Annotated in this window: 10 protein-coding genes; 6 read left to right on the top strand and 4 right to left on the bottom strand. The window is 73.9% G+C overall.

All coding sequences use genetic code 11. The annotated features are described in order from the left end of the window. The first annotated feature begins 224 nt into the window (after nucleotides 1-224). Together OO54_RS18390 and OO54_RS18385 are read left to right on the top strand one after the other, a co-directional pair. Nucleotides 225-2,027, top strand: a complete 1,803-nt coding sequence (locus tag OO54_RS18390) for an ABC transporter ATP-binding protein (protein ID WP_399522770.1) — start codon at nucleotides 225-227, stop codon at nucleotides 2,025-2,027. After that, nucleotides 2,024-3,862 carry an ABC transporter ATP-binding protein gene (locus tag OO54_RS18385; protein ID WP_033204466.1) on the top strand — a complete coding sequence of 613 codons (1,839 nt, stop codon included), beginning with the start codon at nucleotides 2,024-2,026 and terminating at the stop codon, nucleotides 3,860-3,862. The genes OO54_RS18390 and OO54_RS18385 overlap by 4 nt, the downstream gene beginning before the upstream one ends. A gap of 154 nt (nucleotides 3,863-4,016) precedes the next feature. On the opposite strand, the gene OO54_RS18380 is transcribed toward OO54_RS18385, so the two are convergent. Continuing rightward, the gene (locus OO54_RS18380) at nucleotides 4,017-5,504 is read right to left on the bottom strand and encodes an MFS transporter (protein WP_078905251.1); all 1,488 of its coding nucleotides are present in this window, start codon (nucleotides 5,502-5,504) and stop codon (nucleotides 4,017-4,019) included. A gap of 125 nt (nucleotides 5,505-5,629) precedes the next feature. Between OO54_RS18380 and OO54_RS18375 the strand changes: the two genes are divergently transcribed. The 4 genes from OO54_RS18375 (at nucleotide 5,630) to OO54_RS18360 (ending at nucleotide 10,827) form a co-directional block, all read left to right on the top strand. Then, a complete protein-coding gene (locus OO54_RS18375; protein ID WP_033204465.1) occupies nucleotides 5,630-6,526 on the top strand; it encodes a TetR/AcrR family transcriptional regulator C-terminal domain-containing protein in 897 nt (298 codons plus the stop codon). A 203-nt stretch (nucleotides 6,527-6,729) separates the two neighbouring features. Then, a complete protein-coding gene (locus OO54_RS18370) occupies nucleotides 6,730-8,553 on the top strand; it encodes a M4 family metallopeptidase (RefSeq protein WP_033204463.1) in 1,824 nt (607 codons plus the stop codon). Nucleotides 8,554-8,651: 98 nt separating this feature from the next. Then, the gene (locus OO54_RS18365) at nucleotides 8,652-9,317 is read left to right on the top strand and encodes a response regulator (RefSeq protein WP_033204461.1); all 666 of its coding nucleotides are present in this window, start codon (nucleotides 8,652-8,654) and stop codon (nucleotides 9,315-9,317) included. Next, a complete protein-coding gene (locus tag OO54_RS18360; protein WP_033204460.1) occupies nucleotides 9,310-10,827 on the top strand; it encodes a sensor histidine kinase in 1,518 nt (505 codons plus the stop codon). Before OO54_RS18365 ends, OO54_RS18360 begins: the two co-directional genes overlap by 8 nt. Nucleotides 10,828-10,885: 58 nt before the next feature. Here the strand turns inward: OO54_RS18360 and glgP are convergent, their stop codons facing one another. The 3 genes from glgP to OO54_RS18345 form a co-directional block, all read right to left on the bottom strand. Next, nucleotides 10,886-13,441, bottom strand: coding sequence for an alpha-glucan family phosphorylase (glgP, locus tag OO54_RS18355; protein ID WP_033204458.1), 2,556 nt, complete (start codon nucleotides 13,439-13,441; stop codon nucleotides 10,886-10,888). Nucleotides 13,442-13,663: 222 nt separating this feature from the next. Continuing rightward, nucleotides 13,664-15,010 carry an FAD-dependent monooxygenase gene (locus tag OO54_RS18350; protein ID WP_051787029.1) on the bottom strand — a complete coding sequence of 449 codons (1,347 nt, stop codon included), beginning with the start codon at nucleotides 15,008-15,010 and terminating at the stop codon, nucleotides 13,664-13,666. Between the two features lie 222 nt (nucleotides 15,011-15,232). Beyond that, nucleotides 15,233-16,336, bottom strand: coding sequence for a monodechloroaminopyrrolnitrin synthase PrnB family protein (locus OO54_RS18345; RefSeq protein WP_033204454.1), 1,104 nt, complete (start codon nucleotides 16,334-16,336; stop codon nucleotides 15,233-15,235). Between the last annotated feature and the right edge of the window lie 6 nt (nucleotides 16,337-16,342).

Below are 16,342 nucleotides of genomic sequence, written 5' to 3'. Positions count from 1 at the left end.
GCACTCCCCCGGTCATCTCCACCGACGCTTCCCGTCGTCCGGTTCTCGCCACCAACTTGCCATAGATGACGGCGAGATGGAGACGACTGGGGGGCGGCCGGGGCCGGAGGCGGTGCCGGGAGGGAGACCGGGGAGCCTCCCGGGCGGGACGGGACGCCTCCGGGGCGCTTCCGGAGGCCGGAAAACCGGATGAGACGTGTCAGGGGTGAACCGTATGGTCGGACATGATGCCCGAGATGCCTGTGAACCCAGCGAGTGCGCCGAAATCCCCGGAACGGTCGGCGGTGCGCGTCCTGTTGCGCCTGTGGCCGTACGTGCGACCCGTGCGGGGGAGGTGGTTGGGGGCCGCCGTGGTGGCGGTGGTGGCGTCGTGTCTGTCGCTGGTGATCCCACTGGTGCTCAAGTGGATGGTGGACGGGCCGGTCGCGGAGCGGGATCCGGGCGGCGTGTGGCGGGGGGCGTTGTACCTGTTGCTGCTGGGCGTCGCGGAGGCGTTGCTGTTCGGGTTCCGGCGGTGGCTGGTGGCGCGGCCGCTGTCGGCGGTCGAGGCGGGGATGCGGGCGGATCTGTACCGCAGGCTGCAGCGGCTGCCGATCGCGTTCCACGACCGGTGGGCCTCGGGTCAGCTGCTGTCGCGCGGGACGACGGACCTGATGCTGGTGCGGATGTTCCTGGCCTTCCCGCTGACGTTCCTGCTGGTCAACGGGGTGACCATTCTCGCTGGGTACGTACTGCTGATCGCCCAGGACTGGTCGCTCGGGCTGGTGCTGCTGACGCCCGTGCTGCCGTTGGTGATCGTCTGCTCGATGTTCGAGACCCGGTACGGGACGGTGGCGCGCCGGGCGCAGGACCAGGTCGGCGATCTGACGACGGTCGTGGAGGAGAGCGTCCTCGGCATCCGGATCGTCAAGGGATTCGGCCGGCACCGCAGCCAGGCGGAGTCCTTCCGGGCGCTCTCGGAGCGGCTGCGGGGGACCGAGCTGGTGAAGGCCCGGCTGCTCGCGATGATCTGGGCGGTCATCACCGTCGTACCGGAGCTGGCCATCGGGGCGGCCCTCGTCCTGGGCACCGTGCAGGTCGCCGACGGCGACCTGTCGGCGGGCACGCTCGTCGCGTTCCTGTCGACGGCGCTCGCGCTGCGCTGGCCGGTGGAGTCGATCGGCTTCCTGCTCGCGATGAGCCAGGAGGCGGCGACCGCCACCGAGCGGTACTTCGAGGTGATGGACGCCGAGGAGGAGCCGGACACCGCGTCGCCGACGGCGTCCACGGAGGACGGCCCCGGCGGGGTGCGGTTCGAGGGCGTGACGTTCCGCTATCCCGACGCGCCCGACGACGCCCCGCCCGTCCTGGACGGCGTCGACCTGCACATCCGCCCCGGCGAGACCCTCGCCCTCGTCGGCGGCACCGGCTCCGGGAAGACGACGCTCACCGCGCTCGTCCCCCGCCTTCACGAGGCGACCGGGGGCCGGATCCTGCTGGACGGCGAGGACATCGCCCTGATGGAGCGCGCGCGGCTGCGGACCCTGGTGTCGATGGCCTTCGAGGAGCCCACACTGTTCTCCGCGAGCGTCGGCGAGAACGTCCTCATGGGTGCCGGGGAGACCGCGGCGGAACCGGAGCTGGAGCGCGCCCTGGGCGTGGCCCAGGCGGACGGTTTCGTCGGGCGGCTGCCGGAAGGCTCCGCCACCCAGGTCGGCGAACAGGGCCTGAGCCTCTCGGGCGGCCAGCGCCAGCGGCTCGCCCTGGCGCGAGCGGTCGTCGGCCGTCCCCGGTTCCTGATCCTGGACGACCCGCTGTCGGCGCTCGACGTGCACACCGAGGCCCGGGTGGAGGCCGCCCTGCGGGAGGTCCTGCGCGAGACGACGGCCCTGGTCGTGGCGCACCGCCCGTCGACGGTCATGCTCGCCGACCGGGTGGCGCTGCTGTCGCGGGGCCGGATCGCGGCGGTCGGCACCCACCAGGAACTGCTGCGGAGCAGCCAGGAGTACGCCTGGCTGATGTCCGGCGAGAACCAGGAGAAGCGATGACGGAAACCCTTCCGGAGCAGAAGCCCGCGGACGGGGCCCCGCCGTCCGATCCCTTCGACCAGGACGACCTGCCCGCCCCGCACGGCGCGACGGGCGCGCTCCTGCGCTCCCTCCTCTCCGCCCACCGGACCCGGGTCGCGTGCGCCGCGCTCGTCCTCCTCGTCAAGGAGGCCGCCGTGCAGGCGGGCCCGCTGCTCGTCGCGTACGCCATCGACCGGGGCGTGCCGGCGTTCCGGGCCGGCGACCACGGCCCCGTCGTCGCGGTGGCGCTGGGCTACCTGCTGTGCGCGGCCCTGTCCGGGCTCCTCCAGTACGTCTTCGTGCGCGGCGCCGCCCGCGTCAACCAGGACGTCCTGCTCGATCTGCGGGGCCGGATCTTCCGCCACGCCCAGGTGCTGAGCGTCGACTTCCACGAGCGCTACACCTCGGGCCGGCTGATCTCCCGCGCCACCACCGACGTCGAGTCGCTGCGCGAGCTGCTCTCCGAGGGCCTCCAGGAACTCGTCGGCGTCGTCCTCTCCTTCCTCTCCATCTCCCTCGTCCTGCTCTGGCTCGACCTGGGCGTCGGGGCGGTGGCCGTCGTCTCCTTCGCGCCGCTGTACCTGCTGATCCGCAGCTACCGCCGGCGCGTCGGCGAGGTCTACACCCACCGGTCCACGGCGATCGCGGGCGTGATCGTGAAGTTCGCGGAGACGATGAACGGCATCCGCCCGGTCCGCGCGTTCCGCCGCGAGGAGGCCAACGACGCCGAGTTCGCCGTCCTCAACCGCCGCCACGAACACAGCAACGGCGACGCCCTCCTCGAAATGGCCCGCTACGTCGTCGGGTCACGTCTGGTCGCGAACACGGCCGTCGCCGGCATGTGTCTCTGGGGGGCGTACCGCGTCGCCGACGGCTCGCTCGAACTGGGCGTCCTGGCCGCCGCCGTGCTCTACATGCGGCGCCTGTACGACCCGATCGACCGGCTCGGCATGTTCCTCAACTCCTACGAGTCGGCGGCCGCCTCCCTCGCGAAGATCGCCGGTCTCCTCGCCCAGGAGCCGGGAGTGCCCGAGACGACGACGCCCCTGTCGCTCCCCCGGCGCACGGGGACCCCGGGCCGCCAGGTGGTCTTCGACGGGGTCCGCTTCGCCTACCGCACGGGCGGCGAGGTCCTGCCCCGCTTCGACCTGACGATCCCCGCGGGCCAGACGGTGGCCGTCGTGGGCGCCACGGGCGCGGGCAAGTCCACCCTCGCCAAGCTCCTCGCCCGGTTCTACGACCCCACCGAGGGCCGGGTCCTCCTCGACGGCGTCGACCTGCGCGACCTCACGACGCCGGACCTCCGGCGCGGGGTCGTCATGGTCACCCAGGAGGCCTTCCTCTTCTCGGGCACGGTCGCGGAGAACATCGCGATCGGCCGCCCGGACGCGACCCGCGACGAGATCGAGGCGGCGGCCAAGGCCATCGGCGCGCACGACTTCATCGCGAACCTGCCGGACGGCTACGACACGGACGTGCGCAAGCGCGGCGGGCGCATCTCGGCCGGCCAGCGCCAGTTGGTCGCCTTCGCCCGCGCCCTCCTCGCGGACCCGGCCGTCCTCATCCTCGACGAGGCCACCAGCTCCCTCGACGTGCCGGGCGAGCGCGCCGTCCAGCAGGCCATGGACACCGTCCTCGCCGGCCGCACGGCCGTCGTCATCGCGCACCGCCTGTCCACGGTCGAGGTGGCGGACCGCGTCCTCGTCATGGACTCCGGCCGCATCGTCGAGGACGGCACCCCGCAGACCCTGGTCACCGCCGACGGTCACTACGCCGGGCTCCACCAGGCCTGGCGCGACAGCCTGGTGGGCTGACCCGGCGAGCGGACGCGGCGGCGTGGCGGGCCCGGGCCGGCCCGCCCCGCCGCCACCCGTCCCACGTCCGCCGGCCTCGCCGCCACCCGTCCCACGTCCGCCGGCCTCGCCGCCACCCGTCCCACGTTCGGCGGCCCCTGTGCCGCCGCCCGTCTCACGTCCGCCGGCGCAGCAGCCGGAGGGTCGCTCCGGCGGCGAGCAGGGCGAGCAGGGCGGCGCCCACGGCCGCGCCCGCCATCGCGTCGACGAAGGCCGTGCGGGCGGCGTCGAGCACGGCCGGGGAGCCGCCCAGCGCACCGCCCAGGGTCTCCCGGGCCTCGGCGGGCGCGGACGCGGGCATCGTGGCCGTGTAGACGGCCGCGCCGACGGAACCGAGCACCGCCATGCCGAGCGCACCGCCCAGCTCCTGGCCGGCTTCGAGGACGGCCGTGGCGGACCCCGCGCGCTCGGGCGGGGCGGCGCCGAGGGCGAGTTCGTTGGCGAGGGTCATGACGGACACGAGACCGGCGGCGTACACGGCACTGGCGACGAGGATCACCCAGAACGGCGTGGCGCGCTCGATGGTGGTCAGCCACCCGAATCCGGCGGCGGCGACGAGGAACCCGCCGGCCATGACGTGCGCCCGGTCCGTACGTCCGGCGAGCATCGCGGCGAGCGGTGCGGCGACCACGACGCCGCCGGTGGGGACGAGGCTCCAGAGGGCCGCTTCGAGGGGGCTCTGGCCGAGGACGGACTGGAGGTACTGGGTGAGGAAGACGGCGAAGCCGACGGTCGCGGCCATGGCGAGCAGGTTGGCGAGGAGGGAGCCGCCGTAGGCCGGGGTCCGGACGAGTCCGAGGTCGACCATGGGGTGGGCGAGCCGCTTCTGGCGGCGGACGAAGACGAGGGCGAGGAGCAGTCCGAAGGTCACCCCGAGCGCGGGCACGGGGGCCCAGCCGTCCTTGGCGAGCTCCTTGACGCCGTGGATCAGCGGCAGCAGGGCGACGAGGGAGAGCACGGCGCTGAGGACGTCGAACCGCGCACCGGCCGCGGCCGGCCGGGACTCGGGGAGCAGCAGGGGACCGAGGACGAGCAGCAGCAGCATCGCGGGCAGGTTGATCAGGAACACCGATCCCCACCAGAAGTGTTCGAGGAGCGCGCCGCTGACGACGGGGCCGAGTGAGATGCCGCTCGCCATGACGGTCGTCCACAGGGTGACGGCCTTGGCCCGCTGGGCCGGGTCCTGGAAGAGGGTGCGGATCAGGGCGAGAGTGGACGGCATGAGGCAGGCGCCGGCGACGCCGAGGAGTCCGCGGGCGCCGATGAGGGCGCCGGCGCTGTGGGCGTAGGCGGCGAAGCCGGAGGCGACGCCGAAGAGGGCGGCGCCGCCGAGGAGGAGCCTGCGGCGCCCGAAGCGGTCGCCGAGGGCCCCCATGGTGACGAGGAGTCCGGCGAGCACGAAGCCGTACATGTCGAGGATCCACAGTTGCTGGGTCGCGCCGGGCCGGAGGTCGGCGGCGATGGAGGGGATCGCGAAGTAGAGGACGGAGACGTCCATGGAGACGAGGAGCAGCGGCAGCATGAGGACGCCGAGGACGGTCCATTCGCGCCGTCCCGCGCGGTCGGGTCCTGCCGTGGGCCGGGGGCTTTCGGTGAGTGTCATACGGGGAAGGAAGCAGCCCCGTATGTACGGCGCCACTCCCGCCCTAGTACACCTCGATCCGCGGTCACGAATGCGCAGGTCAATGCGGTGTACGCCGTCCCGTGCGCACTAGTACACTCCGCGCCGTGCCGACCACTCCGCCCTACCTCTCCATCGCCGCCGAGCTCCGCCGCCGCATCCGGACCGGCGAGCTGCCGCCGGGCTCCCGGGTGCCGTCGACGCGGGCCGTCACCCGGGAGTGGGGGGTGGCGATGGCCACGGCCACGAAGGCGCTCGCGGTGCTGCGCCAGGAGGGTCTGGTGCGGCCGGAGCCGGGGGTGGGCACGGTGGTCGTCGCCCCGGTGGATCCGGACGCGGCGCCCCTCTCGCGGGAGCGGCTCGTCGCGGCCTCGCTCGAACTCGCCGACGCCGAGGGCCTGAACGCGCTGACCATGCGGCGGGTGGCGACGGCGCTCGGGGTGTCGACGATGACGCTGTACCGCCATGTGCCGGGCAAGGCCGAGCTGGTGCGGCTGATGGCGGACGCGGCGTGCGGCGAGGTGCCGTTGGGGCCGGTGCCGGCGGACTGGCGGACGGGGCTCGAACAGGGGGCGCGCTGGCTGCGCGCGGTGTACCGCCGACACCGGTGGATGGCGCACGCGATGGCGTCGTTCACGCGGCCGGTCGCGACGCCGAACGCGATGGCGTACACGGAGTGGGTGCTGCGGTCGCTGCGCGGGACGCGGCTGTCGGCCGCGGACAAGCTCCACGCCCATCTGCTGATCTTCGCCTACGTCCAGGGCCTGTCGATGGCGGACGACCTGGAGGAGCAGGCGCGTCAGGACACGGGCATCTCCGACGGTGAGTGGATGGAACAGAATGAGCCACGATTCGACGCGATCCAGGCGGGTGGCTCGTACCCGGAGCTGACGTCGGTGACCAGCGAGGGAGGCTTCGGTCTGGACCTGGAGACGCTCTTCGAATTCGGGCTCCGCCGAACGTTGGACGGCATCGCGGCCTTGATCGACGAAACGTCCGGTTAACGAACACCGACGTACGGGCAGCGGACGATTTCCGGCCAACTTGTCGATGCGCTCCTGACAGGTCCCCGTCATTCCTGTCACTCTCTCCCCGGTTCTTCGCATCAATGTTCAGCGCTTCACCCGCACGTGCTCCACAGCTCCCTTGCTCCGCCCGGACGGGCTCACCCAAGTCCGCCGGTACCCCCCTCGCATAAGGAGTCTGCGTGAGATCCACGCCCAGCCGTCGCGCCACCGCGACCGGCGCTCTGATCGCTGCCGCCGCCATGATCGCCGTCGGCGTCCAAACGGGTTCCGCCACCGCGGCGAACACCCCCTGGAGCATCGCCCCCCAGGCCCAGCAGGGCACCTCGGCGAACCCCGGCAAGCTCCCGGCCGACCTCACCCCCGCCGAGCGCATCGCGCTCATCAAGGCGGCCGACGCCGACAAGGCCGCCACGGCCAAGTCCCTCGGCCTCGGCGCCCAGGAGAAGCTGGTCGTCCGCGACGTCGTGCAGGACCGCGACGGCACGACCCACACGCGCTACGAGCGCACCTACGCCGGACTGCCCGTCCTCGGCGGCGACCTGATCGTCGAGGAGTCCAAGGCCGGCGTGCGCCAGAGCGTCTCCAAGGCTTCCCGTGCGGAGCTGAAGAACGTCGACACCACCGCCACCGTCGCCCCGGCCGCCGCGTCGAAGCAGGCCCTGAGCGCCGCGCAGGCCGAGGGCGCCGACAAGGCCGAGACCAACCGCGCCCCGCGCAAGGTCGTCTGGATGGCCAACGGCACGCCCGTCCTCGCGTACGAGACCGTCGTCGGCGGCCTCCAGCACGACGGCACCCCGAACGAGCTGCACGTCGTCACCGACGCCAAGACCGGCGCGAAGCTGTACGAGTGGCAGGCCATCGAGACCGGCACCGGCAACACGATGTACAGCGGCCAGGTGACCCTCGGCACCGCGCCCTCGTACACGCTGACCGACACCGGCCGCGGCAACCACAAGACGTACAACCTCAACGGCGGTACGTCGGGCACCGGGACGCTGTTCAGCAACACCACCGACGTGTGGGGCAACGGCCTCCCGTCCAACAAGGAGACGGCCGGCGCCGACGCCCACTACGGCGCCGCGCTCACCTGGGACTACTACAAGAACGTGCACGGCCGCAGCGGCATCCGCGGTGACGGCGTCGGCGCGTACACCCGGGTCCACTACGGCAACGCGTACGTCAACGCGTTCTGGTCGGACTCCTGCTTCTGCATGACGTACGGCGACGGCTCGAACAACACCAAGCCGCTGACGTCCATCGACGTGGCCGCGCACGAGATGACGCACGGCGTCACCTCCAACACGGCCGGCCTCCAGTACAGCGGCGAGTCCGGCGGCCTCAACGAGGCCACCTCGGACATCTTCGCGGCGGCCGTCGAGTTCTACGCCAACAACGCCAACGACCCGGGCGACTACCTCGTCGGCGAGAAGATCGACATCCGCGGCAACGGCACCCCGCTGCGCTACATGGACAAGCCGAGCAAGGACGGCTCGTCCAAGGACTCCTGGTACTCGGGCCTCGGCGGCATCGACGTCCACTACTCCTCGGGCCCGGCGAACCACTTCTTCTACCTGCTGTCCGAGGGCAGCGGCACGAAGACGATCAACGGCGTCACCTACGACTCGCCGACCTCCGACGGCCTGCCCGTCACCGGCATCGGCCGCGCCAAGGCCGAGCTGATCTGGTTCAAGGCCCTCACCACCAAGTGGGGCACCACGACCAACTACGCCGGTGCCCGCACCGGCACGGTCGACGTCGCCAAGGCCCTCTACGGCGCCACCAGCCCCGAGGTCGCGGCCGTCGAGAACGCCTGGGCCGCCATCAACGTCGGCTCCCGCCCCGGCACCGAGCCGCCGTCCGGCGGCAGCGCCGACAACATCCAGCAGACGTTCACCGTGAACGCCTCCTCCGAGGTCGCCAACGGCGCCTGGAAGCTCCGCGTCCAGGACAAGGCCGCGATCGACACCGGCTACATCAACAACTTCAAGCTGACCTTCCCGTAAGCCCGGAAGGCACAGCCCGAAGCACGGTGAGATGAACCGACGGACGCCCGGAGGGAACCTTCCCTCCGGGCGTCCGCGCGTCTGCATACCCTGGACCGATGATCAGGGTGCTGCTGGCCGACGACGAGACGATGATCAGGGCCGGGGTGCGGGCCATCCTGGCCACCGACCCCGGCATCGAGGTGGTCGCGGAGGCCGGGGACGGCCACCAGGCCGTCGAACTCGCCCGGGAGCACCGGCCGGACGTGGTGCTGCTCGACATCCGGATGCCCCGGCTCGACGGGCTGGGCGCGGCGGAGGAGCTGCGCGCGGTGCTGCCCGGGGCGGCCGTCGTCATGCTCACCACCTTCTCCGAGGACGCGTACATCGCCCGGGCGCTCGGCAGCGGGGTGAGCGGGTTCCTGCTGAAGTCCGGGGATCCGCGCGAACTCATCGCGGGCGTGCGGGCGGTGGCCGGCGGCGGCGCCGCGCTCTCCCCCGACGTGGCGCGCCGGGTCATCGACACCCTCGGCGGCGAGCGGTTCACCCGCGCCGCCGAGGCGCGGGCCCGCCTCGAACCGCTCACCGGCCGCGAGCGGGAGGTCGTCGCCCTCCTCGGCGCCGGGCTCTCCAACCAGGAGATCGCCGACCGGATGTACGTCGTCGAGGGCACCGTCAAGGCGCATGTGAGCGCCGTCCTGAGCCGGCTCGGCCTGCGCAACCGCGTCCAGCTCGCGGTGCTGGCCCACGAGGCGGGCGCGGTCCCCGGGGACGCCGGTGCGTGAGCGTCTCGTCGACCTGGGCCTCTGGCTGCTGCTCTGCGTCCCCGTCCTGCTGAAGTCCGACCCGAACGACGGCGGGAGCTGGGGCCTGGTCGCCGTCGGCGTGACCGTGCTCGGCGGCTGCGTCGCCGTCGGCCGGCGGTGGCCGCTGATGCCGATCGCGGTGACGGTCGCGTTGAGCCTGCCGGCCTCCCTGGAGCTGTTCACCCCCTCGTACAGCCTGGCCCTGATCGCCTTCGGCTACCTCGCCGGGCGGCGGCAGGAGCACACCCGGGCGGCGCTGTGGCTGTTCGCGGCGGTGGCCGCGGCGGGGCTGCTGCTGACCCTGGTCACGCACACGTCGCTCGGTCAGTGGTTCACGCTGCTGCTCGCGCTGGCGCTCGCCGTCGTCGCGCCCTGGCTGACCGGCCGTTACGTGCGGCAGTACGGCCGGCTGGTGCGCAGCGGCTGGGAACTGGCCGACCGCATGGAGCGCGAGCAGGCGGCCGTCGCCGACCGCGAGCGGCTGCGCGAACGCTCCCGGATCGCGGGCGACATGCACGACTCCCTCGGCCACGACCTGACCCTCATCGCGGTCCGGGCGGGCGCCCTTGAGGTCGATCCGGCGCTCGGCCCCGCCCAGCAGCTCGCCGCCGGCGAGCTGCGGCGCGCGGCGGCGGACGCGACGGCCCGGCTGCGGGACGTCATCGGCGTCCTCCGCGAGGAGGGCACCGCCGCCCCGACCACCCCTCCCGGTGAGACCGTCGAGGACCTCACCGCCCGCGCCCGCGCGTCCGGTCTCGCGGTGACCCTCACGACGACACCCGTGCCCGCCCTCACGGGCATGCCCGGCCTCGCCCTGCACCGCGTCGTGCAGGAAGGCCTCACCAACGCGGCCAGACACGCCCCCGGCGCCGCCGTCTCGGTCTCGGTCGCCGAGGACGCGTCGACCGTCCTGGTCCGGGTGTCCAACGGCCCCGGCACCCCCGGCGGAGACTCCGCGCCGACGGAACCCGCCTCCGGCGGTACCGGGCTCGTCGGGCTCGACGAACGGGTGCGGCTCGCGGGCGGGACGCTGACCCACCGGGTGGGCGGGGACGGCGGGTTCGTCCTGGAGGCCGTACTGCCGCGGAACCCGCCGGCCCCGGTGGCGGCGCCCGCCGCGCCCACCTCGGCGCGGGAACTGGACCGGGCCCGCCGGCAGGTGCGCAAGGGCCTGGCGCAGGCGATCTGGATCCCGCTCGCGCTGCTCGTCGCGCTCGGGGCGCTGATGGCGGGGGTCGCCCTGTGGACCCAGCACCTGTCGTACCTGGAGCCGGGGGACTACTCCGGGATGCGGATCGGGCAGTCGCTCGCGGAGCTCGCGGACGACCTGCCCGAAAGGCCGTTGGACGGCCCGCCGCACCGGGTGCCCGCCGAGCCGCCGGGCATGGACGAATGCCGGTACTACCGGTCCACGCTGCTCGCCGCGATCCCGGTGTACCGGCTGTGCTTCGTCGACGGGCACCTCGCCGGGAAGTCCGAGGTGCCGTAGGGGTGTCCGGTGGACCGGGCCGATCCGGTCCGGTCCACCGGGCATCCCGGCACGCGCCCTATCGCAGGAGCACGCCCGCACCCTCGCCCTTCGTCTCCTCCGGGAGGGCCACGAGGCCCGGTTCGGCCGGGTGGGCGAGGAGCGGGTGTGCGGGCAGGACCCGGACCGTGCAGCCGAAGGTGCCGGTCCGGTCGAGCTCCAGGGTGCCCGCGTAGGGCAGCCGGCCCTCCAGGTCGGGTCCGCCGGCCGGCTTGAGGGTGACGGTGCGGGTGGCGGCGAGGGTGTCGTCGGCGTCGACCCGTCCGGTGACGGCCTGCACCTCGACGTCGTCGGGGCCGAGCTCGCCGAGGGCCACCCGGACCCGGACCACCGGGGTGGCGCCGAGCTCCGCGTCCGCCAGGTCGTCGGCGAGCCCGTCGCCGACCTCGACGTGGTCGACGGCCACCTTGGGCCAGGCCTCCCGGACCCGGGCCTTCCAGGCCGCGAGGTCCCGCGCCCGGTCCGGGGTGAGCGCCCGGCGGGCGCCGGCGGCGGGGACGTACAGGCGCTCGACGTACTCGCGGACCATCCGGTCGGCGAGGACCTTGGGACCGAGGTCGGAGAGGGTCCGCCGGACCATGGCCGTCCAGCCGGCCGGCACGCCGTCGGCGCCCCGGTCGTAGAAGCGGGGCGCGACCCGGCGCTCGATCAGCTCGTAGAGCGCGGCGGCCTCCAGGTCGTCGCGGCGGTCCTCGTCGGCGGCGGCCGCGCCGTCCGCGGTGGGGATGGCCCAGCCGAAGTCGGGCTCGAACCACTCGTCCCACCAGCCGTCGAGGACGGACAGGTTGAGGCAGCCGTTCAGGGCGGCCTTCATGCCGCTGGTGCCGCAGGCCTCGAGGGGGCGGAGGGGGTTGTTGAGCCAGACGTCGCAGCCGGGGTAGAGGCCGCGGGCCATCTCCATGCCGTAGTCGGGCAGGAAGACGATCCGGTGCCTGACCCGGGGGTCGTCGGCGAACCGGACCAGTTCCTGGACGAGCCGCTTGCCGCCGTCGTCGGCGGGGTGCGCCTTGCCGGCGACGACGAGCTGCACGGGCCGCTCGGGATGGAGGAGCAGGGCCCGGAGCCGGTCCTTGTCCCGCAGCATGAGGGTGAGCCGCTTGTACGAGGGGACCCGGCGGGCGAAACCGATGGTGAGGACGTCCGGGTCGAGGACGGAGTCGGTCCAGCCGAGCTCGGCGGCGGCCGCGCCCCGCTGCCGCCAGGAGGCCCGCAGCCGCTCCCGCACGTCGGTCACGAGCCGCTCCCGGAGAGTCCGGCGCAGCTCCCAGAGCTCCCGGTCGGCGGGGTCGGGGCCGAGCTCGCCGACCTCGGGGGCGACCCAGGTGGGGGCGTGGACGCCGTTGGTGATCGAGCCGATCGGCACCTCGTCGGCGTCGAAGCCCGGCCAGAGCCCCGCGAACATGTCCCGGCTGACGGCGCCGTGGAGGGTGGAGACGCCGTTGGCGCGCTGGGCGAGCCGCAGGCCCATGGCGGCCATGTTGAAGACCCCCGGCTCGCCGCCGAGCGGGGTCTCGTCGCCGAGGGCGAGGACGCGTCCGGTGTCGACGCCGGGGAGCGCGCCGTCCTCCCCGAGGTGGCGGGCGATCAGGCTCCGGTCGAAGCGGTCGATGCCGGCCGGGACGGGGGTGTGGGTGGTGAAGACCGTCCCGGCCCTGACGGTCTCGAGCGCGCTGTCGAAGTCGAGCCCCTCGCCCTGGAGTTCACGGATGCGTTCGAGGCCGAGGAAGCCGGCGTGACCCTCGTTGCTGTGGAAGACCTCGGGCGCGGGGGTGCCGGTGAGCCGGGTGTACGTGCGGACGGCGCGGACGCCGCCGATGCCGAGCAGCATCTCCTGGAGGAGCCGGTGCTCGCTGCCGCCGCCGTACAGCCGGTCGGTGACGCTCCGTTCGCCGGGGGCGTTCTCCTCGACGTCGGAGTCGAGCATCAGCAGCGGGACGCGGCCGACCCGCGCGATCCAGATGTGGGCGTGCAGGCTGCGGCCGCCGGGCAGCGCCAGGGCGATCCGGGCGGGGTCGCCGTCGGCCTCCCTGAGCAGGCTCACCGGCAGTTCGCCGGGATCCAGGACCGGGTACTGCTCCTGCTGCCAGCCGTCGCGGTCGAGGGACTGGCGGAAGTAGCCGTGGCGGTAGAGCAGGCCGACGCCGATCAGCGGGACGCCGAGGTCGCTCGCCGCCTTCAGGTGGTCGCCGGCGAGGATGCCGAGGCCCCCCGAGTACTGCGGCAGGGCGGCGGCGACGCCGAACTCGGGCGAGAAGTAGGCGACGGCGGCGGGGGCGTCCCCGGGCCGGTCCTGGTACCAGCGGGGGGCGTGCAGATAGTTGTCGAGGTCCTCGGCCGCGGCCCCCAGCCGGGCCAGGAACTCCCGGTCGGCGGCGAGCGCGGCGATCCGGGGCGCTTCGAGGGCGCCCAGCACCCGGACGGGGTCGGCGCCCTTCAGGCGCTCGGGGGCGAGGGAGTCGAAGAGCACCCGGGTGGGCTCGTGCCAGGACCAGCGCAGGTTGTGCGCGAGGTCGGCGAGGGGTCGAAGGGTGTCGGGGAGGACGGGACGCACGGTGAATCGACGGATTGCCTTCACGTTGTCCACCTTCGCAGGCGAGTACGGAGCGGAGCGGGCGCACCACGCTGTGCGTCCGGCGTGCCGCCGACGTTAGGTCACCCCGACCGGCGGTGCCACGGCGCACGGGGTCACGCGGCCCGGCGGTGACACCCCGCGGGGCCGCGCGCGTACCGGCTCCCGCGGTTCGGTGAAGCCCCCCGCGCGGGGTCACGCGGTGGACGCCGCCCCTGTCGTGCGGGCTCACGCCGTGGGGAGGGGCACCTCGTAGGGGGAGCCGAGGTTCACGGTCGCCGGGTCGAAGCCGCCGGTGGCGGCGTACCGGCCGGCGACGGCGGCGAGTTCCTCGGCGGGGATGACGTCGTGGATGTCGGTGAAGCCGTGCGGGGCGCGGGTGTGGGCGAGGTCGATGACGACCTCGGGGCCGCGCTCCCGGTTGGCACGCTGGAGCGCGGTGGTGACGGGCCGGCGTTCGCGTTCGTACGCGGCGAGGCCCTCGGCGGGGTCGGCGTGGTGGGCCAGGTGGTGGGCGAGGGCCCGGGCGTCGACGATCGACTGGGTCGCGCCGTTGGAGCCGATCGGGTACATGGCGTGGGCGGCGTCGCCGATGAGGGTGGTGCGGCCGTGGCTCCAGCGGTCGAGGGGGGTGCGGTCGACCATCGGGTACTCGTGCGCGGAGTCGGCGGCGCGCAGCACGTCGGGGACGCTGACGCCGTCGAACTCCCAGCCCTCGTAGTACGGGAGGAACGTCTCCACCGGTACGGCCCGGTTCCAGTCGCCGCGCAGCCGCTCCGCCGCGGACGCGCACGCGGCCTCGGCGGGCCGGGCCAGCGCCCAGTTCACGAGGACCTCCCCGCTCTGCCCGGTCGGCCGGCTCATCGGATAGACCACGGCCTTCTGCCGGTCGTCGCCCGCGATCAGCATGAACGGGCGCACCGCCCGCGCCGGCATCCGGGACACCCCGCGCCACACCAGCATCCCGTTCCACGGCGGCCCGCCCTCGCCCGGGTGCAGCGCCGCGCGGACCGCCGACCGGATGCCGTCCGCGCCCACCAGCACGTCCGGTTCGAGCGAGGCCCGGCCGCGCACGGCGCCCTCCCGGTGCTCGATGAGCAGCCGCGGCCGTCCGCCCGGCAGCGGCTCCGCGCCGGTCACCCGGACGCCGGTCACCAGCGCGCCCGGCCCGAGCCTGGCCCGTACCGCGCCCGCGAGGACCTGTTGGAGGTGGCCGCGGTGGACCGACAGCTGAGGCCAGCGGTAGCCGGCGCCGAGGCCGCGCGGCTCGCGCGATATCAGCCCGCCGGACCGGTGGTAGTAGCGCAGTTCGCGGGTGCGGACGGCACCCGCCTCGACGGCTTCGAGCAGTCCGAGGGCGTCCAGTTCGCGGACCGCGTTCGGCATCAGGTTGAGTCCGGCGCCCAGCGGGCGGATCGCGGCCGCCGCCTCGACGACCGTCACCCGCTCGAACCCCGCGGCGTGCAGGGCGAGCGCGGCCGTCAGACCGGCGACGCCGCCGCCGGCGATCACGACGTGCGGACTCGGCCCGTAGGGATGGGCGTACGGGGCCGGGTGCGTGGTGTGGCGCGACATCTTCGCTGCTCCTAGGGGGTGTCTTGTCGATCGGGCCGGATCAGGGAGCGGCGTCTGGTGCCTGGGGCCTCCCCGGGCCCGCCAGGGCCGAGGGGACGGATCGCAAGGCGGAGGAGGGAGGCGACGCGGAGCGTTGCGGACCGACGACAACGCGGCGAGGCGCGGCACCAGACGCCGCGAGCCCGGCCTGATCGGCAAGACACCCCCTAAGCAAGACACCCCCTAGGCGGTCGGCCCCACGGGGGCACCGGCGGGGCGGCGTCGCACGGTCGCGTGGCGCACCATGGTCTCGTTCTCCCTGGTCAGGTCCAGGATGGAGCGCAGTAGCGCGACCGGGGCGCCGCCGCTGCCCTCCTCGTAGAGGCGGACGTCGTCGTCGTACGCCTTGCGGGCGATGCCGAGGTGCCGGGCCCGGAAGGTCTTGAGGACGCGCAGGACCCGGCCGAGGGCCTCCGCCGACGCGGCGAGCCGTGGCGGGAGCCGGTCCGCGCCCTCCCAGCTGACCGCCGCCGACAGCTTGCTCACCGCCGACACCCCGCCCCGGTGGCGGGCGTGGAACTCCCGCCAGGCCGGCAGCGCGTACGGCACCGACTCGGCGAGGAAGGCGTCGTACGCCGGGTCCGTCCGGTCGCACTGCCAGAGCGTCAGGTCGACCGGCCAGAGCGGCACCTGCGCGGCGGCCGGCCCCAGGTAGTCGCGGCCGCCGACCTCGACCTCCTCGAAGTACGGGCGCAGCGTCAGTGCGAAGTACTCGGGGGACACCTTCGCGACGGTGAGGTCGATGGAGTCGACCATGGCCCGCACCTGGCGGGCGATCCGGTCGAGGGTGGCGGCGAAGCCGGGGTCGTAGGGTTCGAGTGCGGCGAGCCGGGCGCAGTCGTCGAGGGCGCCGGTCAGTGCCGGGAACACCATCCGTACGGCCTCCTGGAGCAGGGCCTCCGTCGGATGGCCGGTGTAGGAGCGGCGGCGCGGGCCGACCGGGTTCCAGGTCGTGTAGTGGTGGACGGTGTCGCGGGGCACCATGTCCGTTCGGCGGCCGAGGAGTTCGAGCACCGGCAGCGCCTCGGGCACCGCGGCCAGCGGCTGCACCCCGTGCCGTTTCAGCGAGCCGAGGAGGATGCCGAGGTCCCGCATCGCCGCCGCCGCGCCGCCCACGCTCCACAGCGCCGCCTCGTCCGGGTCCGGGACCAGGGCGCGCAGGGCGACCGTCAGTGCGGCCACGTCGGCCCGTTCGTTCATCCCGGGTACGGCGGCGAGCAGGGCGTCGGCGCCCAGCGGGTCGGCGGCGCGTATGTCCTCGGTGCGGTGACGCGGATCGCCGAGCAAGACCGG

Source organism: Streptomyces wedmorensis (genome assembly GCF_000716445.1).
Lineage (GTDB): Bacteria > Actinomycetota > Actinomycetes > Streptomycetales > Streptomycetaceae > Streptomyces > Streptomyces wedmorensis.
Note: the sequence above shows the minus strand (reverse complement) of the source record. Positions and strands in the feature narration are given on the sequence as shown.